This window comes from Limnohabitans sp. 2KL-51, assembly GCF_003063645.1.
Lineage (GTDB): Bacteria > Pseudomonadota > Gammaproteobacteria > Burkholderiales > Burkholderiaceae_C > Limnohabitans_A.
On record NZ_NESJ01000011.1, the window covers coordinates 90,079 to 112,901 of the forward strand.

General features: G+C 58.6%; 23 protein-coding genes and 1 tRNA gene. 6 read left to right on the plus strand and 18 right to left on the minus strand.

Annotated features, from left to right (window positions below; all coding sequences use genetic code 11):
- Positions 1–29 precede the first annotated feature (29 nt).
- On the plus strand, positions 30–1,733 hold the full coding sequence (gene ilvD, locus B9Z49_RS12965) for a dihydroxy-acid dehydratase (protein WP_108353869.1): 1,704 nt from the start codon (positions 30–32) through the stop codon (positions 1,731–1,733).
- 104 nt (positions 1,734–1,837) lie between these two features.
- Here the strand turns inward: ilvD and B9Z49_RS12970 are convergent, their stop codons facing one another.
- Positions 1,838–2,245, minus strand: coding sequence for a heme-binding protein (locus B9Z49_RS12970; RefSeq protein WP_108353870.1), 408 nt, complete (start codon positions 2,243–2,245; stop codon positions 1,838–1,840).
- 196 nt (positions 2,246–2,441) lie between these two features.
- On the opposite strand from B9Z49_RS12970, the gene B9Z49_RS12975 reads away from it, so the two are divergent.
- Positions 2,442–3,134 carry a Bax inhibitor-1/YccA family protein gene (locus tag B9Z49_RS12975; protein ID WP_108353871.1) on the plus strand — a complete coding sequence of 231 codons (693 nt, stop codon included), beginning with the start codon at positions 2,442–2,444 and terminating at the stop codon, positions 3,132–3,134.
- An 88-nt stretch (positions 3,135–3,222) separates the two neighbouring features.
- Here the strand turns inward: B9Z49_RS12975 and rlmD are convergent, their stop codons facing one another.
- The 5 genes from rlmD to surE form a co-directional block, all read right to left on the minus strand.
- Entirely contained in the window at positions 3,223–4,659 is a 1,437-nt protein-coding gene (rlmD, locus tag B9Z49_RS12980) for a 23S rRNA (uracil(1939)-C(5))-methyltransferase RlmD (protein WP_108353872.1), read from the minus strand.
- Positions 4,660–4,724: 65 nt separating this feature from the next.
- Complete coding sequence (locus tag B9Z49_RS12985; protein ID WP_108353873.1) at positions 4,725–5,510, minus strand: 3'-5' exonuclease; 786 nt, start codon at positions 5,508–5,510, stop codon at positions 4,725–4,727.
- Positions 5,511–5,546: 36 nt separating this feature from the next.
- Complete coding sequence (locus tag B9Z49_RS12990) at positions 5,547–6,377, minus strand: peptidoglycan DD-metalloendopeptidase family protein (protein ID WP_108353955.1); 831 nt, start codon at positions 6,375–6,377, stop codon at positions 5,547–5,549.
- Between the two features lie 14 nt (positions 6,378–6,391).
- Positions 6,392–7,228, minus strand: coding sequence for a protein-L-isoaspartate(D-aspartate) O-methyltransferase (locus tag B9Z49_RS12995; RefSeq protein WP_233254615.1), 837 nt, complete (start codon positions 7,226–7,228; stop codon positions 6,392–6,394).
- On the minus strand, positions 7,225–7,995 hold the full coding sequence (gene surE, locus B9Z49_RS13000) for a 5'/3'-nucleotidase SurE (RefSeq protein WP_108353874.1): 771 nt from the start codon (positions 7,993–7,995) through the stop codon (positions 7,225–7,227). Before surE ends, B9Z49_RS12995 begins: the two co-directional genes overlap by 4 nt.
- Before the next feature lie 172 nt (positions 7,996–8,167).
- Here surE and B9Z49_RS13005 point away from each other — a divergent pair, with 172 nt between their 5' ends.
- On the plus strand, positions 8,168–9,142 hold the full coding sequence (locus B9Z49_RS13005; protein ID WP_108353875.1) for an NADPH:quinone oxidoreductase family protein: 975 nt from the start codon (positions 8,168–8,170) through the stop codon (positions 9,140–9,142).
- Positions 9,143–9,256: 114 nt separating this feature from the next.
- On the opposite strand, the gene B9Z49_RS13010 is transcribed toward B9Z49_RS13005, so the two are convergent.
- The 6 genes from B9Z49_RS13010 to B9Z49_RS13035 are packed head-to-tail and all read right to left on the minus strand — an operon-like array spanning position 9,257 to position 14,378.
- A complete protein-coding gene (locus B9Z49_RS13010; protein ID WP_233254616.1) occupies positions 9,257–10,639 on the minus strand; it encodes an acyclic terpene utilization AtuA family protein in 1,383 nt (460 codons plus the stop codon).
- An 8-nt stretch (positions 10,640–10,647) separates the two neighbouring features.
- The gene (locus B9Z49_RS13015) at positions 10,648–10,962 is read right to left on the minus strand and encodes a DUF4387 domain-containing protein (RefSeq protein ID WP_108353877.1); all 315 of its coding nucleotides are present in this window, start codon (positions 10,960–10,962) and stop codon (positions 10,648–10,650) included.
- An 8-nt stretch (positions 10,963–10,970) separates the two neighbouring features.
- Positions 10,971–11,924 carry a D-2-hydroxyacid dehydrogenase family protein gene (locus tag B9Z49_RS13020; protein ID WP_108353878.1) on the minus strand — a complete coding sequence of 318 codons (954 nt, stop codon included), beginning with the start codon at positions 11,922–11,924 and terminating at the stop codon, positions 10,971–10,973.
- Positions 11,924–12,628, minus strand: coding sequence for an isochorismatase family protein (locus B9Z49_RS13025; RefSeq protein WP_108353879.1), 705 nt, complete (start codon positions 12,626–12,628; stop codon positions 11,924–11,926). Before B9Z49_RS13025 ends, B9Z49_RS13020 begins: the two co-directional genes overlap by 1 nt.
- A 23-nt stretch (positions 12,629–12,651) precedes the next feature.
- The gene (locus B9Z49_RS13030; protein WP_108353880.1) at positions 12,652–13,371 is read right to left on the minus strand and encodes an isochorismatase family protein; all 720 of its coding nucleotides are present in this window, start codon (positions 13,369–13,371) and stop codon (positions 12,652–12,654) included.
- A gap of 11 nt (positions 13,372–13,382) precedes the next feature.
- A complete protein-coding gene (locus tag B9Z49_RS13035) occupies positions 13,383–14,378 on the minus strand; it encodes a tripartite tricarboxylate transporter substrate binding protein (protein WP_108353881.1) in 996 nt (331 codons plus the stop codon).
- Positions 14,379–14,531: 153 nt separating this feature from the next.
- Between B9Z49_RS13035 and B9Z49_RS13040 the strand changes: the two genes are divergently transcribed.
- Positions 14,532–15,446 carry a LysR family transcriptional regulator gene (locus B9Z49_RS13040; RefSeq protein ID WP_108353882.1) on the plus strand — a complete coding sequence of 305 codons (915 nt, stop codon included), beginning with the start codon at positions 14,532–14,534 and terminating at the stop codon, positions 15,444–15,446.
- 234 nt (positions 15,447–15,680) lie between these two features.
- Here the strand turns inward: B9Z49_RS13040 and B9Z49_RS13045 are convergent.
- The 6 genes from B9Z49_RS13045 to cysS all read right to left on the minus strand — a co-directional run bounded on the left by B9Z49_RS13045 (position 15,681) and on the right by cysS (position 21,279).
- Positions 15,681–15,773, minus strand: a tRNA-Ser gene (locus B9Z49_RS13045).
- Positions 15,774–15,791: 18 nt separating this feature from the next.
- Positions 15,792–17,054, minus strand: coding sequence for an aspartate kinase (locus tag B9Z49_RS13050; RefSeq protein ID WP_108353883.1), 1,263 nt, complete (start codon positions 17,052–17,054; stop codon positions 15,792–15,794).
- A gap of 195 nt (positions 17,055–17,249) precedes the next feature.
- Complete coding sequence (gene tilS, locus B9Z49_RS13055) at positions 17,250–18,206, minus strand: tRNA lysidine(34) synthetase TilS (RefSeq protein WP_108353884.1); 957 nt, start codon at positions 18,204–18,206, stop codon at positions 17,250–17,252.
- Positions 18,207–18,233: 27 nt separating this feature from the next.
- Entirely contained in the window at positions 18,234–19,208 is a 975-nt protein-coding gene (locus B9Z49_RS13060) for an acetyl-CoA carboxylase carboxyltransferase subunit alpha (protein WP_108353885.1), read from the minus strand.
- A gap of 47 nt (positions 19,209–19,255) precedes the next feature.
- Entirely contained in the window at positions 19,256–19,906 is a 651-nt protein-coding gene (locus B9Z49_RS13065; RefSeq protein ID WP_108353886.1) for a DNA-3-methyladenine glycosylase, read from the minus strand.
- Positions 19,903–21,279 (minus strand): cysteine--tRNA ligase, encoded by a 1,377-nt coding sequence (cysS, locus tag B9Z49_RS13070; protein ID WP_108353887.1) that lies wholly within the window; start codon positions 21,277–21,279, stop codon positions 19,903–19,905. Before cysS ends, B9Z49_RS13065 begins: the two co-directional genes overlap by 4 nt.
- Before the next feature lie 295 nt (positions 21,280–21,574).
- On the opposite strand from cysS, the gene B9Z49_RS13075 reads away from it, so the two are divergent.
- Positions 21,575–22,060, plus strand: coding sequence for a tetratricopeptide repeat protein (locus tag B9Z49_RS13075; protein WP_233254617.1), 486 nt, complete (start codon positions 21,575–21,577; stop codon positions 22,058–22,060).
- Positions 22,061–22,124: 64 nt separating this feature from the next.
- Entirely contained in the window at positions 22,125–22,823 is a 699-nt protein-coding gene (locus B9Z49_RS13080) for a peptidylprolyl isomerase (RefSeq protein WP_108353889.1), read from the plus strand.

Genomic DNA, 22,823 nt, shown 5'->3' on the forward strand with positions numbered 1-22,823 from the left:
TTCTTTTGGGCTTCTACAGAGACACCACCATGAGCGACAAAATCATCCCGATCACCCCCATCAACCGCCGCAGCGCCAACATCACGCAGGGCAAATCCCGTGCCCCGAACCGCTCGATGTACTACGCCATGGGCTACGAAGAGGGCGATTTCGTCAAACCCATGGTGGGCGTGGCCAACGGCCACAGCACCATCACCCCATGCAACAGCGGCTTGCAAAAACTGGCCGATGCAGCCATCGAAGGCATTGAAGAAGCCGGCGGCAACGCTCAGGTGTTTGGCACACCCACCATCTCGGACGGAATGGCCATGGGCACCGAGGGCATGAAATATTCGCTCGTCAGCCGCGAAGTCATCTCAGACTGCATTGAAACCTGCGTCGGTGGTCAGTGGATGGATGGCGTTTTGGTCGTCGGTGGCTGCGACAAAAACATGCCCGGCGGCATGATGGGCATGTTGCGCGCCAACGTGCCCGCCATTTACGTCTACGGCGGCACCATCTTGCCAGGCCGCTACCAGGGTAAAGACCTGAACATCGTCAGCGTGTTCGAAGCGGTAGGTGAAAACGCTGCGGGCAAACTCAGCGACTTTGACCTCAAGGAAATTGAAAAGCGGGCAATTCCGGGCACGGGTTCTTGCGGCGGCATGTACACCGCCAACACCATGTCCTCGGCGTTTGAGGCTTTGGGCATGTCCCTGCCCTACTCGTCCACCATGGCCAACCCCCATGATGAAACGCAAAACTCTGCCAAAGAGTCTGCCAAGGTCTTGATCGAAGCCATCAAAAAAGACCTCAAGCCCCGCGACATCGTCACCAAGGAAGCCATCGAAAACGCTGTGGCTGTGATCATGGCCACGGGCGGCTCCACCAACGCGGTGCTGCACTTTTTGGCCATTGCCCACACCGCTGGCGTGGAGTGGACGATTGATGATTTCGAGCGCATGCGCAAGAAAATCCCCGTCATTTGCGACCTGAAGCCTAGCGGCAAGTACTTGGCCGTGGACCTGCACCAAGCGGGCGGTATCCCCCAAGTCATGAAAACCTTGCTGGCAGCCGGCTTGCTGCACGGCGATTGCATGACCATCACGGGCAAAACCATTGCCGAAAACCTGAAAGACGTGCCGGAAGTTCCACGCGCCGACCAAGACGTGATCCGCCCGATTGACAAGCCCATGTATGCCGAAGGCCATCTGGCCATCCTCAAGGGCAACCTGTCACCCGAAGGTGCTGTGGCCAAGATCACCGGCCTGAAAAACCCGGTCATCACTGGTCCGGCCCGCGTGTTCGATGACGAGCAATCGGCCCTCGAAGCCATCTTGGCAGGCAAGATTCTGGCAGGCGATGTGATGGTTTTGCGCTACCTCGGCCCCAAAGGCGGCCCCGGCATGCCCGAAATGCTGGCCCCCACGGGCGCGCTGATTGGCGCAGGTCTGGGCGAGAGTGTGGGCCTGATCACCGACGGCCGCTTTTCGGGTGGCACGTGGGGCATGGTGGTGGGCCACGTTGCCCCCGAAGCCGCAGCCGGCGGCAACATCGCGTTTGTGCATGAAGGCGACAGCATCACCATCGACGCGCACAAATTGGTCCTTGAGTTGAACGTGCCTGAGGCCGAACTGGCCAAGCGCCGCGAAGGCTGGACTGCACCTGCGCCGCGTTACACCCGCGGCGTGCAAGCCAAATTTGCCTTCAACGCCTCGAGCGCCAGCAAAGGCGCTGTACTCGACCTGTATTGATCGAAGGCCACGCAGTACCAACAGCGTCCCACAAAAAAGCCCGCTCGATTAGCGGGCTTTTTTGTGTCCCAGCGGCTGCCAAGCAGCCACGGGCTCGTGCTAGATCACAGACCGATGGCGGCGATTCCGGCTTTGGCGATCTGCGCGTCTTCGGTCGACTTGACGCCGCTGACGCCTACAGCGCCCAAGCAAAAACCGTCCTTCATGATCGGCACGCCGCCTTCTAGCATGCCTTGAATGGTCGGGGCCGACAAAAAGGACGTGCGGCCACCGTTGATGACGTCTTCGTAGACTTTGGATTCACGGCGGCCCAGGGCGGCCGTGTGGGCTTTGGCGGGTGCGATGTGGGATGAAATCGGTGGCGCGCCGTCCAAACGGGCGAAATGCAGCAAATGGCCGCCGCCATCGACGATGGCAATGCTCACAGCCCAGCTGTTTTTCAGGGCTTCGGCTTCGGCCGCAGCGGCGATGGCTTTCACATCGGACAGTTCCAAAGTGGCTTGTGTTTTCATGTTGATTTAAAGGACTGGGGTTAAAAACATCAAGCATACACGGGCGCTGACTCGTCAATTGCACACCCCAAGGCAAAACTGAATCACCCGGATAACCCCATGGCCTGACGGAAATCCCTAAACCCATCGACCTTGCAGAGCGGGGCATTTAGAATAATGCTCAGCCTTGATCCAAGGCGAGTTAAGGAGATAAACCATGAGCGACTTACGCACTCTCAATTCCGCCGAGTGGGGCCATGTGGACCTGGCCGCACGCAACCGCGTTCTGCGCAACACCTATTGGTTGCTCGCCCTGAGCATGCTGCCCACCGTGCTGGGCGCATGGGTCGGCGTGGAAACAGGCATCACCCAATCCTTGACAGGCTTCATGGGCCTGATCGTTTTCCTGGGTGGCGCATTCGGTTTCATGTACGCCATCGAGAAAACCAAAAACTCGGCCGCTGGCGTGCCTGTTTTGCTGGCCTTCACCTTCTTCATGGGCCTGATGCTCTCGCGCATGATCGCCATGGTGCTGGGTTTCAAGAACGGCTCTGACCTGGTGATGACCGCATTTGCGGGCACCGCCGGTGTGTTCTTTGTCATGGCCAGCCTGGCCAGCGTCATCAAGCGTGATCTGTCGGGCATGGGCAAATGGTTGTTCGTCGGGGCCATGGTCCTGATGGTGGGCGGCATCATCAACGTGTTTGTGGGCTCCACAGTCGGCATGATGGTGATTTCAACCTTGGCCATCGGCATCTTCAGCGCCTTCTTGCTGTATGACATCAAGCGCATCCTGGATGGCGGCGAAACCAACTACATCAGCGCCACCTTGGCCCTCTACATGAGCGTGTTCAACATCTTCCAAAGCCTGTTGGCCCTGCTGGGCATCATGGGCGGTGAAAAAGACTGAGACGTTTCAGCTTACCAAACCAAAAAGGCTCCTTCGGGAGCCTTTTTTGTGCCTGAGTGGCCAATAGCCCGCTTCCAATTGAGTGTCTTCAGGCCAGCTCAAACACCGCCATGCTCTCCACATGCGCGGTGTGCGCGAACATGTTGATAACCCCTGCAGCCACACAGCGGTAACCTGCACGGTGCACCAGAATTCCGGCATCTCGGGCCAGTGTGGCCGGGTTGCAACTCACATAAACAATGCGCTGGGGCGGAGTCCAGCCCTGGCGCAGGTCCTGGTTGACGTGCAACTCGGCCAGCGCCTTGCTCAGGGCAAAGGCGCCTTCGCGCGGTGGGTCCACGAGCCATTTGTCGGCGGTGCCGTCGGCCACCAGCATCTCAGGCGTCATATCGAACAAATTGCGCGCCACAAACTGCGTGGGGGCCAAGGCCTGGCCTTCGGTCCGTGTGGCTTGGTTGCGGGCGTAGTTGTCGCGTGAACGCGCGACCAGGGTCTCGGCCCCTTCAATGCCGAGCACCTCCCCCGCTTGCGAGGCAAGCGGCAAGGTGAAGTTGCCCAGACCGCAGAACCAGTCGATCACCCGCTCCGTTTTTTGCGCCTGCAGCAGGCGCAGCGCGCGCGCCACCAGCACGCGGTTGATGAAGGGGTTGACCTGGGTGAAATCGGTGGGCCGAAATGGCATGGTGATGCCAAAGTCGGGCAGACCGTAACTGAGCTTCGCACCACCCTCGTCCAGCAAATGCACCGTGTCCGGGCCTTTGGGCTGCAGCCACCACTGCACTTGGTGCTCGGCGGCAAATGCCCGCAGCAGGGCTTTGTCGCCCTCGCTCAAGGTTTCCAGATGGCGCAGCACCAAAGCCGTGACCTCGTCGCCGCAGGCCAGCTCCAACTGGGGCAAGGTTTCGCGGGCCTCCATCTGCCCAATCAAGGCGCGCAATGGCAGCAACATGCGACTGACATGCGGCGGCAGCACAGGGCACACTTTCATGTCGGCGATGTAACGGCTTTTGCGCTCATGGAATCCGATCAGCACTTCGCCTTTTTTGATCACGTAACGCACCGACAAACGTGCGCGGTAACGGTAGCCCCAAGTCGGCCCCTCAATGGGGCGCAGCATGGTTTCGGCTTTGACTTTGCCCAGGTGCCAAAGGTTGTCTTCGAGCACCCTTTGCTTGATGGCCACTTGGGCCGAAGCCTCCAGGTGCTGCATCTTGCAGCCGCCGCAGGCGCCGGCGTGCAGACCAAAATTCGGGCAGCCTGGCCGTACGCGTTGCGACGACTCGTGGTGAATTTGGGTGACGGTACCCTGCTCCCAGTTGTTCTTTTTACGGTGCACATTGACCGACACCAGCTCAAAGGGCAAGGCCCCTTCAATGAACACGACTTTGCCGTCAGGGCGGCGGGCGATGCCTTGGGCATCCATGTCCAGAGAGCCCACACGCAGCCAGCCCTCAGGTAAATCGTCACTGTTGTGACCGGGTTCTTCGGCTTGGGCTTGGGAAAGGGAAATGTCTGGATCGCTCATGCCCTGATTGTCTCAGGATGTGAGGCCTGCATTAAGGGCCCAACGCACAGTTTCACAAGGAAGCGTCAGATCCAGGCTTTCAAGTATTCCTGCCAGTGAGACTCTTGCATGGCCAAGTTGCCCAGCTGGTCTTTGACAAAGGCAATTTCCTGCGTGTATTCGGCCTCGGTGAAACCGCCGCGCATTTTCTGAAACCTGCAATAAAGCAAGTAGGTGTTCATCACATCGGTTTCGCAGTAGCGACGGATGTCTTCGGTGTGCCCGGCTTGAAACTGCGCATAAACCTGTGAGCCGTCCATGCCCAGCTTGCCGGGAAAGCCGCACAGCTTGGCCAGCGCGTCCATAGGGGCATTGTTTTTGGGCGTGTATTTGGCCAGCAGATCCATCAGGTCCAGGTGGCGCATGTGGTAGCGCGAGATGTAGTTGTTCCACTTGAACTCGCGGTCATCGTCGCCCAGATCCCAGTATTTGTCGGCCACCACGCCGTGCATCAAGCCTCGGTAGTGCAGCACCGGCAAATCGAAGCCGCTGCCGTTCCAGCTGACCAATTGCGGGGCGTGCTTTTCGATGGCCTGAAAAAAGGTCTGCACCACCTTTGCCTCGCTTTGCCCGTCGCGGTCGACGAAGGAGTGAACGCGCAAACCCTCGGCATTGCGAAACACACAACTGATGCACAGGATGCGCTGCAGGTACAGGGGCATGAAATCGCTTTTTCCTTCTGCGGCCCGCGCGGCTTGCCACTGGGCATGCACTTGGGCGTCTGTCAGCTCCGAGTCCGTCGAATTCAGCTTACGCCACCCCGCCATGTCGGGGATGGTTTCGATGTCAAACACCAAAACAGGCCAAGTCATGTTCGGTCCCGTTGGGCTGACGGTCGACTCTGCGCTTCAGCGCGCAGGCAGGTATTTGGCCGGGTCCACCGGTTTGCCTTGACGGCGAATCTCGAAATGCAGCTTCACACGGTCGGCATCCGTCTTGCCCATTTCAGCGATTTTTTGGCCCTTGCGTACTTTCTGGTCCTCCTTGATCAACAAGGCCTGGTTGTGCGCATAGGCGGTCAAAAAGGTGTTGTTGTGCTTGAGGATGATCAAGTTGCCATAGCCGCGCAAACCTGAGCCTGCATAGACCACTTGCCCATCGGCTGCGGCCAGCACCGGGTCTCCCGCCTTGCCGCCAATGTCGAGGCCTTTGTTCTTGGCCTCGTCAAAACCGCCAATCACGCTGCCGCTGGCGGGCCAGGCAAAGCCAAGACCTTCGTCGTTGGCAGACGGCGCTGGTGTGGGTGCCGAGGCTGGTTTGGGCGCTGCCGCCGTTTCTGCACTGCCCAAGGGCTGCACCACCACGCCACTGGCTTCCACCGTGGCGTTTGGAGGTGCCACACGCAAAACCTGCCCCACCTCGATCAAGTGGGCATTGGGCAAGCTGTTCCAACTGGCCAGATCGCGCCAGGAATGGCCGTGGTCCAAGGCAATGCGGGTCAAAGTGTCGCCACGCTGCACGGTATAAAACCCTGGCTTGCCGGCGTTTTCTGTACCCGGCATCGCCTTCACCGTCTCGGCCGCAGGCGCTGGCGCAGTCACAGTTGCCTGGGCACTCACTTTGGGGCTGGAACCGCGTGTTTCCACCGGTGCCGGGGTACGGGGCGAAGATGTGCACGCGGCCAATACAAGCAGCGTCAAAGCTGAGAAACCCAAACGAAAAACTTCACGCAACATCATCCGGTGCCATTCCTTCATGCAATACCCGATTTTAGGGGTACAAAGTGAACGGCCTCCAAGACTTGTCGGTCATAGCCTGTGGCCGTTCTGCGGATCACCACCAAAGCCTGATGCCCCGAGGCAGTGACCGTGGGGGCCACCAGCCTGGCCCCGACGGCCAGTTGCTCCAGCCAGACTACGGGCACCTCATCGCCACCGGCTGCCGAAATGATCCCGGCGTAAGGCGCCCCTTTGGGGAAACCCAACATGCCGTCGCCCAGCATCAGGTGCACATTGGGCAGGCGAAACGGCAGTAGATTTTTTTTGGCTTTTTCGTGCAATCCGCGCAAGCGCTCGATGCTGTAAACCTCACTCGCCAGGTGGCTGAGCACTGCAGACTGATAGCCACAGCCGGTGCCGATTTCCAGCACCCGACCCAGTTTGCCCGGCGCGTCTTGTCTCAGCAACTCGATCATGCGGGCCACCACATTGGGCTTGGAGATGGTCTGCCCCAAACCAATGGGCAAACTGGTGTCTTCGTACGCTTGCCCCGCCAAAGCGGTTTCGACAAAACGGTGCCGCTCCACCTGGCCCATAGCCTGCAAGACCCACGGATCCTGCACCCCCTGCTCGGCCAATTTGGCCACCATGCGGGCACGCACTGCGCCCGAATCGAGCCCCAAACCGCTGGACACAGGCACGGACAACAAAGGCGATGACCGCCCCGACGCCGGACTGACCCGCCCAATGCGTGGCTCCTGGCCCACTGCAACAGGGCGGGGATTGACCTGGACCGCCAGAGGGTTCAAAGCCAACGCAGGTTGCCCCCCAGCAGGCGGCAATTTGGCCGGAAAACTGGGCCTGGGTTTCATGCCTCATCCTGTGGCCAAAGGCGAGCGCAGTTCTGACTCCAGGCCTGCAGGTGGTCATGCTCGGTCAAATCCACCTTCAAAGGCGTGACCACCACATGCCCAAGGTCTGCCGCGTGGAAATCGGTGCCGACGCTGTCGTCCATGGCGGCACCGGCTGCGCCAATCCAGTACATGGTCTGGCCCCGTGGGTCCACCTGGGTGATGACCGGCTCGGCCGCATGACGCCGACCCAGGCGGCACACCTTGGGCGACTTGATTTGCGCCACTGGCAAGTTGGGAATGTTCACATTCAGCAACCAAGGCTGCGTGCCAATCAAATTTTGATGTACCATTTGTTGAACCATGCGTTGGACTGTGCTGGCTGCTGCATCCAGATGCGCCCAGCCCTTGTCGATTTGCGACACTGCAATGGCCGGAATGCCAAACAAATAGCCCTCCATGGCTGCGCCCACGGTACCCGAATACAAGGTGTCGTCGCCCATGTTGGCGCCGTTGTTGATGCCCGAAATCACCAAGTCGGGCCGGTAACCCAACAAACCCGTCAAGGCGATGTGTACACAATCGGCGGGCGTGCCATTGACATACCGAAACCCATTGTCGGCCCGGTTCACATACAGCGGCGTGTGCAGGGTCAGGGCATTCGATTTGGCGCTGTTGTTGTGCTCTGGGGCCACCACTTCAACATCGGCAATATCCTTGAGCGCGTTGTACAAGGCCACGATGCCCTCTGCCCGAAAGCCATCGTCGTTGGAGATCAGGATTTTCATAGGTGAACGCTTGTGGAATAGGCCATTGTAGGGCGAGGATGTGGCGAAATCGGCATGACGCTTTCAGCGAAACGGCCAGACTTGGCATGCGGTCGCTAGGGGGACATGAAGGGCCGAGCCTGAATGCCTAAGATCACCGTTTTTGAAATCTGATTCCATTTGGAGACACGGCATGCATGTTTGGCTTTGCGAGAACCCCACGGGCGTTGACGCCCTCACCTGGAAAGAGCTGCCCACCCCCACACCCGGGCCAGGCCAAGTGCTCATCCAAATCCAGGCGGCCAGCCTGAATTTCCCCGATCTGTTGATCGTGCAAAACAAATACCAGATGAAGCCCGAGTTGCCCTTTGTGCCGGGCTCGGAATACGCAGGCACGGTGCAAGCCCTGGGTGAAGGCGTGACGCACCTGAAGGTCGGCCAAAGCGTGGCCTGTCTGTCGGGCACGGGCGGCTTTGGCACCCACACCTTGGCCCCGGCCAAACTGTGCATGCCCTTACCCGCTGGTTTTCCGGCCACCGATGGCGCAGCCTTCATCATGACATACGCCACATCGCACCATGCGCTGGTGGACCGCGCCGCCCTCAAAGCGGGTGAAACCGTGCTGGTGCTCGGCGCTGCAGGCGGCGTGGGCACAGCAGCCATTCAGATTGCCAAAGCGGTGGGAGCCAAAGTAATTGCGGCGGCATCGACCGACGAAAAATGCGCCCTGTGCACCGCACTGGGGGCCGATGCCACCATCAACTACAGCACCCAAAACCTGCGCGAAGCCCTGAAAACCCTGACCGAGGGCAAAGGCCCCGACGTGGTGTATGACCCTGTGGGCGGCGATCTGGCCGAGCCCGCTTTCCGCTCCATTGCTTGGCGTGGACGCTACTTGGTGGTGGGCTTTGCAGGTGGCCCCATCCCATCGCTGCCGCTGAACCTGACCTTGCTCAAGGGCGCCTCTTTGGTCGGTGTGTTTTGGGGCGACTTTGCCAGGCGCGAACCCCAAGCCAACGCGGCCATGATGGGCGAGTTGGCCCAGTGGTATGGCCAAGGCAAGATCAAACCCGTGTTGGACCGCACCCTGCCCATGAGCGACATCAAAGCCGCCTACGCCTTGATGGGTTCGCGCAGCGTCAAGGGAAAGCTGGTCATGGTGAACTGATGGACTGAAAACTGCCCCTCGGCAAAGGGCAGTGGCCAAGAAAAAAGCCTGTGAAACGAATCTCACAGGCTTGGTTCTGGCTGTTATTCTATTTTAGTTCCCTCCCAACTTCGTCTATAGCGTTTCAACTTTTAGCGGGAACAACTCGGCGTACCGGTCGGTTGTCATGATGTGATAGACGTTGAAGCGATAGGCAGTGCCTAGCGAGACTTCTGGTGGCGTGAACGGAAAAGCCAAGTTCCCGCCAGTTGAAAGCCGGCCGGGATATCCATAATGAAGCAGGTACTGCTTCATGGTACGCACGACTTCCTCCGCACGTTCCAGCGTCGGCGCGATGCACTCAACAAGCAAAAAGATCTCGTGCGGCAGCACTGCGTCTGGCGGCGCCTCGCTTACACCATCTACTCCGTAAACACGCCAAAAAAGAGAATAATCTTCGGTTGTATCTTCGCAGACCAGATCGCGAACGACGATACGCACGCCCTCAAGAATATCCCGGTGGCCCTTGATGAAGAGTGGGTCGGCAGCGGCACAAAGCAGCGTCGCGCGTTCGCCCACCACGCACGAGCCTTCAATCTTCACGCTGACGCGAGGAGCTTCGATCCATTTGGCACCACTCACCCGTGTCCGGCGCTCGTCGATGGCTTCGTATATTGCCGAGGTCAGGTCGACTCGACCCTCGGGCTCGATGATGACGAAAGGGTCGCTCTGTTCATAGAGACTGTGCGCCGCGACTGACATTGGAGTTGCGCTTCTTTGAACCGCCATGCTTTCGAGCTCGAATCCCTCGTCGTCCAGGGTGGCGAGGATAGTGTCACGACCTCCCGGCAAGCAGCAAAGTGAGGCGCATTCGATGATCTTAGCCATGTGGATCGAGAGTCCGACCGGAAAGCCGAGCATCGCCGGCAACGAGGCAAAGATCGCGGTATCGCATGCACGGCCTGCGATTAATATGTCAACATCCGCGGCAAGGGCACGCTGGAAGGCTTCCATGCCCATTTGGCCGACAATATTCGCGGATGCTTTTACTTCTTCCGCGGTCAGCGTCGGCATGTCGTCGATGCCGACTACGCCACCAGCTTCGATGGCGGCAATGACAATGCCTTTGTCGATATCACCCGAAATCACACCAAGGCGAAAGTGCAGTTTTTCCTCGCGTGCGATGTCGCGTACCAGCGCGAGAGTTTGCTCAAGATGGGAAGCCGCGCCTGCCGAGCCAGCCGAACCGATCACAAGCGGAATGTCGAGCCGACGGGCCGCCAGTATGACCTTGCGTAGATCTCGCTTGGTTGCGGCAGACGAAGTCGCCATCTGCCCGCTGCCCAGATAGTACGGCCCAATATCAATGGAGCCCATATCGCAGCCGATGAGGTCTGGCTTTCGTTGGAGGCCAGCTTCAAAAGCCGGGGTGGGGATACCATAGCCGAGCTGACCAGATGCTCCCAGCAAAAGCAGTGGCCTGCGCTTTCCGTTGCGGAACTCGTTGATGAGTTTCATGCTCGCGCTCATGTTTGTACCTTCAGTTCAATACCTAGTAGCCGGCGGTGCTGTTGCGCCCCGTACACGTCGCGATCCCCAGGGTCCCCGGCAGTCAGGCGACGTGGAATGACAACCTTGATGGCGCAGCCAAGTGGGTATTCGATAACCTTCACCTTTGTCGCATCCACTCCATAAAGGACGCTCATGGCAGATACATTTAATGCACCACTCTCGCGAGCTTTGTCAAAATCGTCCAAATTTGAGAAGATGATGTCGAGGGTCGTTGTCCTTGGCCCAGCATTCTTGCTGCGGATAACGCGCGCAATGTCTTTCAGTTGCATGGTGACGATCAGTTGATGACGCGCAAGGGTGCGCCTTTGAGGAACGCTTCGAGGTTTTCCAGGGACTGTCCGAAGAACAGTCGGTAGTTTTCCTCCGTCACATAGCCGATGTGCGGCGTGGCGACGACGTTGACGAGATGGCGATACGGATGGTCCTGCGCGAGCGGCTCGCTATCGTACACATCGACGCCCATGCCGCCGATTCGCTTTTGCTGCAGTGCCTCAATCACGGCGGCTTGGTCGATGATTGGTGCGCGCGAGGTGTTGATGATCACCGCATCCAACTTCATGAGAGCGATGTCCTCGCGACCAACCAAGCCGCGCGTAGCCGGGCTCATCGGCACATGGACCGTGATCGCGTCGGAGGTCGCGAACAGTTCTTCTTTCGACACCGCTTTCACGCCATGCGGATCGGTGCGCACCGATGTAAGATTTGGACTCCAGGCCTGCACTTCCATCTCGAATGCCTTCGCCACGCGTGCAACTGGAATGCCCATAGTGCCAAAGCCCACAACACCCAGGGTTTTACCTGTCATGCGCCGGCCAATGCCCAGCTGCCAGCCGCCACTACGAAGCGACACCATCTCGCGTGGGAGCCCGCGGAAGAGCGAGATCAGGAGGCCCCAAGTCACTTCAACGGTCTCACGCTGCAAGGCCTCGGTGTTACATACCGTGATACCCAGCGCCCGCGCGGCATGCAGATCTATCGAGTCGGCGTTGCGAATGCCGGTTGCCAGAATCAGCTTGAGGCGCGGCAGCTTATTGAGAACCGCGACCGGGAACTCAGTGCGCTCGCGCACCCGCATCACCGCGTCGAAATCTGACAGGCGCGCGACCAGCGCATCTGGATCGTTCACATGGTCGGCAAAAGGCACTACGCTCACGCCTTGGTTAGCAAGCCGCGCCCAATCGGCGAACCGGAAAGTAACAGATTGATAGTCATCAAGAACTGCAAGTCTCATCAGGAATTTTCCTTTATGAATGAAAGAGCGACATCGAGTCCCACGACGTCGCCGTATTTCTGATCGATGTCGAATAGGCTCATCGCATGCGATGCCTCGATACGGTCAAATACGCATGGCTCGACCACGACCATCCGGTATCGGTTTGTGGCGCCGTCGATCACTGTGGCGCGGACGCAGCCGCTGGTCGCCATTCCCGCGACCATAACGGTGTCAATACCGAGATCACGCAGGTGCGCGAGGAGAGGTGTGAATGCGAACGCGCTTGGCGCGGACTTCGCGATCACGGGTTCTCCCGGCAACGGCGCTGCTTCAGGAATGATCTCTCGCGCGCGGCGGGAATTGCCTGCCTGCAGGCCCGCGAGCGACCCAGCGCCCTTAGAGTGCAGCGCATCCATCCAGCCAGCGAGTCCGTCCGATGAATCGCGCATGGTCGAATGTATGACAGGAATGCGAGCGGTCCGCGCGGCTGTCAGCAGTTTCAAGATGTTAGGAAGCGCGTTCCAGCCATTCATTCCACAGCTCCATGGCCAGGTACGAACTGAATCGAGAAGCGGCTCCGGTACATCGCCAAAACCGCCTCTGTAGAGGTCGATCAGCAGCAGCGCGGGGTATTTTCCCAGGCGCATCGGACGCGCCGGGCGTGAATCGACCCATTGCCGGTCGGTCTCACTAAGGTACGAATCCCAAATGCGTTTCGTCATGGCGTGGCCTTGGCGGCGGCTACTTAGTTAAGCCTGGAAAGATAACGTACCACCTCATCCGCATCAACCACGTCACCCATTTGCCGATCTATGTCCATCAGTGTCACTTCATGAGACAGACGCACGCGGTCGAACACGCCTTCCCGAACGATAATCGTGCGAAGGTTGTAGGCCGATGCTTCGATAGCAGTGGCTCGCACGCAGTTGCTGGTGGCGCCACCGACGATCACCACCGTGTCTATCCCACGATTAATCAACAGGCCAGTCAAAGGGGTACCATGGAACGCACTCGGCTTGGGTTTGGTGATGACGATATCCTCGGCATGAGGGGCAACAGCATCGATGAATTCTGCACCTTTGCTCCCTTCAATGAACCACCCTTCAAGCGCTAGCAGTTTTTCGGGAAAGCGCTTTAGCCCGCGGTCTGCGCCATCGCGGCGCAGCAGGTTTCGCGTGTAGATTATCGGCGTACCGGCAGCACGGAATGCAGCGGTCATTTGTGCGATGACCGGCATGGCCGCCGCGCCGGAAGCGCAAGCGGCAGGGTACTGGTCTGATTTTGAGGAATCCGCTGGCTCGACCATGTACTTCTGCGCGTCGATCACTAGCAATGCGGGCTTTCTTCCGAATCCAATTCGCCGACCTACGCCGAACCTGCGAAGCGCATCAATTTCATCCGCTGACATCAGGTGTGCATTGCGCTCGAAGAATTCCTCCGATGAATCAATATCTTGCGTCGTCATTGGGTTAAATATTAATTGGTTAGGTTCAGCTCGGTTCCGATTTTCTTCCAGCGGGTCACCTCGGATTGCACTTCGGCCGCGAACTCGGGCTGTGTACCTTTCTCGACAGTCGAGCCTTCATTGCGGAAGGCTTGGATGATTGCAGGATCTCCGAGCACTTGGCGGGCGGCTTTTGTAAGGGTCTCAATCACGTTAGCAGGGGTATTGGCCGGTGCGAACAGGCCGATCCAAATCTGCATTTCGGCGCGCTGCAGACCGAGCTCGCGCATAGTCGGCACATTTGGTAGCGATGGAAGGCGGGTGCTTGAGCTGACGGCGAGCGGTTTGAGAGTTCCAGCATCAATGAATGGTTTGAGCAACGCGCTACCCGCAAAGAAGCTATCGACGCGACCAGGGATCAGGTCGCTGAACACCTTGGGGCTGCCTGGATAGGGCACGTGCGTGTAAGGAATGGCGGCGTCGTTCTTAATCAGCTCACCTAGGATGTGCATAGTCGTCCCTTGTCCGCCCGAGGCGAAGGTCATCGGCTCAGCGGACCTGCTCTTGGCCAGTGCCACGAATTCAGTAAAGCTATTAGCCTTGACTTGCTGATTAACCACGAAGACGTTTGCGAAAGAGTTGATTTTGATGACCGGGATAAAGTCTTTCACAGGGTCATAGCGTAGGCTTTTGTAAAGGCCTGAATTTATTCCGTGCGTGTTGATGGTGCCGGCCAGTAGGGTATAGCCGTCAGCGGGTGCGCGAGCCACGAACTCGGAGCCGATTCCGCCGCCAGCGCCAGGGCGGCTTTCGACCGTTATAGTCGTATTAAGAATTTTTGCCATGCCGTCCGCGAGCCGACGCGCCGAGATGTCGGAAGATGACCCTGCGGCCGACGGATTGATGATGCGGATCGGCTGAGTCGGATACGCAGCCTGGGCAAAAGCCCCTGCAGACAACACCGATATGAATGCAGCCAGAATTACCCGAAGGCGGGCGCCCGGAAGGGAGTTAACAATATTCGCCACAGATGATCCTCGGATAAAACATTAAAATTAAACGCATCAGAACGGTGTTGCGACATGAAGCAACATCTCGTCGACCCGAATCTTTAGTTTAGAGCTTGATGCGCCCGTGCAGTTGTTGCTTTGCTTCAATTCAATCGTTCCAGAAAGTTAAAGATGGATGACCAGGGAGAGATCGCATTCTTTCAGCAAATCGTCAGGTACGGCAACCTGTCAATTGCAGCGCGCGCGCTGGGTCTGACACCCGCGGCGCTCAGTAAACGCCTTGCGCATCTTGAGAAGAGGTTGCGAGTGCGCCTTATCAATCGCACGACGCGCACCTTTAGCATCACGCCGGAAGGGCAGATCTATTTCGACAAGGGTAGGGAAATTCTTGCTGCGATTGATGCGCTCGACCAAACGATGGTTCGTTCGGCCGAACTGCCGGTGGGACTGCTACGCGTCAATGCGCCGCTCAATTTCGGGCGGGTTCGCGTCGCGCCTGCCATTTCCGCATTCATGCGCGAGTTCCCCGACCTAGAGGTTGAGCTGGTTCTTTCAGGCCATCCCGTGAACATGTCGAATGAAGGCATCGACGTTGCCATAAGGCTTGGCGATCTGCCCGACTCAAACTTGCTGGCACGCCGCATTGCATTGAACCGACGGCATCTGTGCGCGGCATCGACTTACCTAGAGGCGCACGGCACACCCCACTCACTGAACGATCTCGCGCATCATCAGTGTATCGTCGTGCGAAGTAATGACACGTCTTTTGGCGTATGGAGCTTTGTTCGAGGTGACACCGTTGAAAACGTACGGGTGCGCGGGCGTATGAGCTGCAACGACGGCGAGGTTGCGCTCAACTGGGCACTCGACGGCCAAGGCATCATGATGCGATCGGGCTGGGATATCGCACGCTATGTTCGCTCTGGGCTACTTCGCGTGGTGCTCCCAGAGTACTCACTGCCCAGCCGCGATGTATACGCCGTTTTCCTAGACTACAAGCCAGTTTCGGCGAAAGTGCGCGTATTTGTGGATTTCATGGCGGCCTGGATGAACGATCTCGACATGGTTGAGCTAGCAGGAGCTTAGACGGGCTCGGGTTAAGCTAGCCAGCAAGTTGGACCCCAAAGTTTCGGAGCTAATTTCGCCCAAAGTCTGTTTTTTTCGGAGCGGACTTTTTTCCCCGAAAGAAAAAGGTTGGCGCCTTTCTGAAAAAGTGGTTTTTCAGAGGCTGCGAGGTACCTGTTTTTTAGAAGAAAAAATCCAATCAGATCAATCACTTTAAACAGGTGTTTGAAGGATTGAAACATTGAAAGGAGTCACTGGCGGAAACGGAGGGATTCGAACCCTCGATGAGGCTCTACACCCCATACTCCCTTAGCAGGGGAGCACCTTCGGCCACTCGGTCACGTTTCCAGTGGGATAAATTATAACTCAGGCTTGGTCCAGGTCGAAGGCCTTGTGCAGGGCGCGAACGGCCAGTTCCATGTATTTCTCGTCGATCACAACCGAGGTTTTGATTTCGGAAGTCGAGATCATTTGGATGTTGATGCCCTCTTCGCTCAGGCTTCGGAACATCTTGCTGGCCACGCCCACATGGCTGCGCATGCCGATGCCGACAATCGAAACTTTGCAGATCTTGGCGTCGCCCAACACTTCAGCCGCGCCCAATGAAGGCAGCACTTTTTCCTTGAGCAGGTCGATGGTCTTGGCGTAGTCGTTGCGGTGCACTGTGAAGCTGAAGTCGGTCTTGCCGTCTTTGCTCAGGTTCTGAATGATCACATCGACTTCGATGTTGGCATCGGCAACAGCGCCAAGAATTTGGTACGCAATACCAGGCTTATCAGGTACGCCCACCACGGAGATTTTGGCTTCGTCGCGGTTAAAAGCGATGCCGGAAACGACAGCTTGTTCCATTTGTTCGTCTTCCTCAAAAGTAATCAGGGTGCCAGATGCGGCTTCTTCGTTGATGTCAATGTCCCAGGGCGTGAAGCTCGAGAGCACGCGCATAGGCACTTTGTATTTACCAGCAAATTCGACCGAACGAATTTGCAAGACCTTTGAGCCCAGAGAGGCCATCTCGAGCATCTCTTCAAAGCTCACGGTTTTCAGGCGACGGGCCTCGGGCACCACGCGGGGGTCGGTGGTGTAAACGCCGTCAACATCAGTGAAGATCAGGCATTCGGCCGCTTTGAGGGCAGCAGCCACGGCCACGGCCGAGGTGTCCGAGCCGCCACGGCCGAGCGTGGTGATGTTGCCGTTGTCGTCCACGCCTTGAAAGCCGGTGATGATGACCACCTTGCCAGCGTTCAAGTCACCCATCACACGCATGTCATCGATCGACTCGATGCGTGCCTTGGTGAAAGCGCTGTTGGTCTTAATGGCCACTTGCCAGCCAGCGTAGCTGACCGAGGGCTGGCCTTCGGATTGCAAGGCAATGGCAAGCAGTGCAGACGAAGCTTGCTCGCCGGTCGAAGCCAGCATGTCGAGTTCGCGGCTGTAGTCATCGCCGGGTTTGGCCGGGGCCAACTCTTTGGCCAGGCCGAGCAAGCGATTGGTCTCGCCGCTCATGGCGCTGGGGACCACCACGATCTGATGGCCAGCGCGGGCCCATTTGGCCACGCGCTTGGCGACATTGCGAATGCGCTCGGTCGAGCCCATCGAGGTACCGCCGTATTTGTGAACGATCAAAGCCATGTGAAGTGATGAATAGAAAAAAATTACTGATGCGCTCTGTCAAGGCCACATCTTCAATGATTGCAATGGATTGCCAGTGGTTTACCCTTGGCAAAGCCATTCGATTGTATCCACCAGGCTGACGCGTTCTTGACCCGCCAAGCCACCTAACCGCCCCACCCATGTCGGTTCAGAGGGTGGATTCAGGCGGATGCGTCAGGCGGTTTGCCAACTCAGGTGTTGGCCTTCGCGCTGCACAAAGCCCACACCGACCTTCAAATGGATCCGATGGCCCCGGGTGGTGCAAGCGGTCAGTTGGTCCAGCAACTCGTTCAGTTGCGCTGCGCTGGGTGTGGTGGCGTGCTGCAGCCGCAGCCAATGGCGCAGCACCAGTGCCTGGCGGGCTCGGCTCAAGCGCTGCAAAGCCTCGATGCGGGGGGGCGCACCGATGTGTGCCATGTCTTGCGCGGCCACCTCGTTCAAAATCTCTTGCGCCTGCGCGGCATGGGCGGCACTGCGGGCAAAGGTCTCACGAAAAGCGGGCAAGGCTTCGGCCAAGGCGGGCAGCACGCGGGCGCGGATGCGGTTGCGGGTGAAGCTTTCGTCAGTGTTGCTGGGGTCTTCGACCCAGCTATGGCCTTGGCTTTGAATCCACGCGCGCAAGGCCGCGCCGGGCACCGCCAAAAAAGGCCGGTACCAATCGAGACCCTGACGCTGCCAATGAGAGGGCATGCTGGCCAAGCCGGGCAAGCCCGCGCCACGCGACAAGGCGATCAACAAAGTTTCCACCTGGTCGTCGGCATGCTGGGCGAGTGCGATGCCGTGCACCTCGGGCCACTCGCTTTGCACTGCTTCGGCCAGAGCCGCATAACGTGCTTTGCGGGCAGCGTCTTCGGGGCTTTGGCCTTGGGCATGGCCCGCCTGCACCTTTCTCACGGTCAAAGGCACGTTCAGTTGTTGGCACAGCGCTCGGCAATGCGCTTCAAACGCGTCGGCCGCTAATTGCAAGCCGTGGTGAATGTGCACCGCCCTCACCTGCCCAGGCCAGCGGCGGGCGCAGGCCCACAGCAAAGCCGTGGAGTCGGCCCCACCGCTGAAGGCCACCGCAAAAGGAAGGCCCGGGCTGAAGTCAGCCAGGGCCTGTTCGATGGGCAGCAACGGTGTTAGGGCCATGCGTGAAGCCTGAATCACCAGCAGTTTTTATTTACCCGCTTTGGTGTCGGTGAAACGCCCGTAGCTGTTCAGCCGCTCATGGCGGCGTTCGAGCAGCTCTTTGGGTTTGAGGTCGGCCAGCTGACGCCATGCATCACCCAAAGCGCGTTTGAGGAAGGACACCATTTGGTCGGTATCGCGGTGGGCGCCGCCCACAGGCTCATTGACAATCTTGTCAACCAGGCCCAAGGCCTTCAGGCGGTGGGCGGTGATGCCCAAGGCGTCGGCTGCGATCTCGGCTTTTTCGCTGGTTTTCCAAAGGATCGAGGCACAACCTTCGGGGCTGATGACCGAGTAGACCGAGTACTGCAGCATCAGCACCTGATCGGCCACCGAAATGGCCAATGCACCGCCAGAGCCGCCTTCGCCAATGATGGTGGTGATGATGGGCACCTCAAGCTGGGCCATCTCGAAAATGTTGCGGCCAATGGCCTCAGACTGGCCGCGCTCTTCGGCGTCAATACCAGGGTAGGCGCCAGGCGTGTCGACAAATGTGAAAACGGGCAGCTTGAATTTTTCGGCTGTCTTCATGAGGCGCAGCGCTTTGCGGTAGCCCTCGGGCTTGCTCATGCCAAAGTTACGCAAAGTTCGCTCTTTGGTATCGCGCCCTTTTTGTTGGCCCAGCACCATGCAGGCTTGGCCATTGAATCGGGCCAAACCGCCCACGATGGACAGGTCATCGGCAAAGTGGCGATCACCGTGCATCTCCACAAAGTCGGTGAAGATGCCGTGGATGTAATCCAGCGTGTAAGGGCGCTCGGGGTGACGCGAGATTTTGGTGACCTGCCAGGGGGTCAGGTCGCTGTAGATGTCTTTGGTCAGTTGCTGGCTTTTCTTGCTCAGTTGATCAATTTCAAGGGTGATGTCCACCGCCGACTCGGTCTGCACATAGCGCAACTCTTCGATCTTGGCTTCGAGTTCGGCAACAGGTTGCTCAAAATCGAGAAATGTTTTTTTGGCCAAGTTTGACTCCTCTGTTCAGGTTCCGGGTGGACGCGGTGTCCAGCCCCTCAATACGCCACCGGCACAGGGTCCAGCGAGCGCCAAATATACCAAGTTGCCACGGTCGAATACGGGCTCCAGGCTTGCGCGACCTCGCGGGCGTCGCTGCGGCTCACCGGCTCGCCCGAAAAATAGTTACGGCTGATGCCGTTGATCAAACCCACATCATCGAGCGGCAACACATTAGGTCTGAGCAGGTGAAAGATCAGGCACATCTCTGCCGTCCAGCGGCCAATGCCGCGGATCGCCACCAGCTCATCAATGATGGCCTCGTCGTTCATCTCTTGCCAAGCCTGCACATGAACCGCGCCCGAGCTGAAGTGCACCGCCAGATCAACCAAGTACTCCACCTTGCGCGCCGACAAACCCGCCGCCCGCATGTCATCGACCTTGAGCTTGAGCACGGAAGCCGGCGACATCCGTTTGGGCAATGCCGCAAAACGGTCCCACACCGACTGTGCGGCCTTGACCGAAATTTGTTGGCCCACGATGGAGCGCGCCAAGGTCACAAAAGCATCGCCACGAGTCTCCAAAATGGCATCGCCAAACTGCGGGATAAGCTTTTTCATGACCCGGTCTTTTTTGGCCAGGTGCGCGCACGCCTCGGCCCAATAAGCGGGCGTGACAGGGATCACCGCTAGGCTTGAGCTGAGTGTCATGGCGCCGACTCCCAAGTCGTGCCAGCGGCCGAGTCTTTCAGCAAGATACCTTGGGCCAGCAAGCCGTTGCGGATGCGGTCGGCTTCGGCAAAATTCTTGGCCTTTTTGGCGTCTGCCCGGGCCAGAATCAGGGTCTGAATGGCGGCATCGTCCAAGCCAGCACCCGCTTGCAAGTAAACCGTGGGGTCGGTTTGCAGCAAACCCAGCAAGCCCCCCAATGCCTTGAGCAAACCCGCACGCTCGGCCGAGCCATTGCGGTTGACTTCACCAGCCAATTCGAATAACACGGCCACCGCTTCGGGGGTGCCAAAGTCTTCGTCCATGGCGGCCTTGAATCGGGCGGCCATGGGGTCAGCCCAATCGAGCCTCACGTCAGCGGCCGGCACGGTTTGCAATGCGGTGTACAGGCGCTTCAGGGCCCCTTTGGCATCGTTAAGGTGCACATCGCTGTAATTGAGCGAGCTGCGGTAGTGGCTGCGCACGATGAAAAAGCGCACCGTCTCAGCGTCAAACTCTTTCAGCACATCGCGGATAGTGAAGAAGTTGCCCAGGCTCTTGGACATCTTCTCGTTGTCCACGTTGATGAAGCCGTTGTGCATCCAAAAGCGCGCCAGAGGCTGGCCATTGGCGCCTTCGCTTTGGGCAATCTCGTTTTCGTGGTGCGGAAACTGCAAATCGGCCCCGCCGCCATGGATGTCAAAGGTCTGGCCCAGCAGCTCACAGGCCATGGCTGAGCACTCGATGTGCCAGCCGGGACGGCCCGTGCCAAAGGGACTCGCCCATTTAACGTCCTCGGGCTCGGTGGGCTTGGCGCTCTTCCAGAGCACGAAGTCGAGCGGGTCATTTTTGTCCGCCTCCACCGCCACGCGCTCACCGGCGTTCAATTCGTCCAGCGACTTGCCAGACAACTTGCCGTAACCCGCAAACTTGCGAACCGAATAGTTCACGTCGCCATTGCCAGCGCGGTAAGCCAAGCCCTTTTGCTCGAGCGTGCCAATCATGCTGAGCATCTGGGGCACGTAGTCAGTCGCGCGGGGCTCGTGTTGGGGGCGCTCAATCCCAAGGGCGTCAGCGTCCTGGTGCAGCGCATCGATCATGCGATCGGTCAAGCCGCGGATGGTTTCGCCGTTTTCAAGGGCACGTTTGATGATCTTGTCGTCGATATCGGTCACGTTGCGCACATAAGTAACCTGGTAGCCACTGGCTTGGAGCCAGCGCTGCACCACGTCAAAGGCGATCATCGAGCGGGCATGGCCCAGATGGCACAGGTCATAGACCGTCATGCCACAGACGTACATGCGCACATGGCCGGGATCGGCAGGTGAAAACTCGGAAACAGCTCGGCTGAGTGTGTTGAAAATGCGCAAACTCATGTCAAATCGAAAAAATGGCAGTCAACAAATGCCGCTTGAGCATTGCGCATCTATGACGGCAGCTCAGACAACGACGCTACAACGGCTCAAAAAAGCCAGCGCACACGGGGCTGGCGGCAACTTTCGTCTATCGGGAAACAGCGAAGGGCTCCGCTACAATGATCAATCAGTATATCCCCGAGCCAAGGCCTCTGGTGCTCTTTTTGCGCCGGCCCGCGTCACCCACAGCGGCTCGGGTGCGTCTTTTTTAACCCCCCTATTTCTTTGGGTACGCATGCGAAACTGGCTCAGTTGTATGGCTTTTTGCACTCTGTGGACTTGCAGTCTGGGCGTGCGGGCTGACGTGTACAACGATGTCAACGCCTTGGTCCAAAGCGGCCAATGGGCGCAAGCCCAGGCTTTGGCAGATGCCCGTCTGAAAACCGCGCCCACCGACCCGCAAATGCGCCTTTTGCAAAGCCATATCCAGACCGGACTGGGCCAAACCCAAGCGGCCATGGACACGCTGCGTGCTTTGACCCAGTCATTCCCCGAATTGCCAGAACCCCACAACAACCTGGCGGCCATGCTGGTGCGCGAAAACCGCCACGACGAGGCGCTGGCCGCCTTGCACGCGGCCCTCAGGGCTAGGCCTGACTACGCGCTGGCCCTGGAAAACCTGGGTGATCTGCACCTTGCCATGGCCTCACAGGCCTTCGCGCGGGCCCGACTCGTCACACCCACCCAAACCCGATTGCAAACCAAACAACTGGCCACCGAACAGGTGATGCGCACGCCCTGAAAACCCGCGTCGCCAGCGTCGCCTGGATGACGCCCCCACCGATCAACCTCCCATGCCTTTAACCATGTCCCCTCTGAACCACCACCGCCGCTGGGCCGCCCTGGCCCTGAGCCTGAGCTTGCTGGCCCCATGGGGCGCACAGGCCCAAAACCCCAGCACGCCCTCCAACACGCCCAAAGTGCGCATCAGCACCTCCATGGGTGAGATCGAAGCCGAGCTGTACGCCGACAAGGCCCCCAAAACCGTGGCCAACTTTCTGCAATACGTGAACGACAAGCACTACGAGGGCACGATTTTCCATCGCGTGATTGCCGGCTTCATGGTGCAAGGCGGCGGCTTCGACGCCCAATTCAAAGAAAAGAAAACCCGCGCCCCAGTGCAGCACGAAGGCCGCCAATCGCTGGCTGCTGGCCTGAAAAACACCACGGGCACACTGGCCATGGCCCGCACCAACGACCCGCAATCGGCCACCGCGCAGTTTTTCATCAACGTGGTGGACAACGCCTTTTTGGACCCCACCCCGATCCCCGACGGTGACCCGGTCGCCAAATTTCAATACCAAGGCCGTGTATACGAGAACGTGGCCCGAGCCCAACTGCTGAACGCCCCCCAACTGTTCGGCTACACCGTTTTTGGCAAAGTCACGTCCGGCATGGACGTGGTCCAAAAAATCCGCAACACGCCCACGGGCGCAGGCGGCCCCTTCCCGACCGATGTTCCCCGGACGCCGGTTGTCATCCAATCCATCACTTTGTTGAAGTAA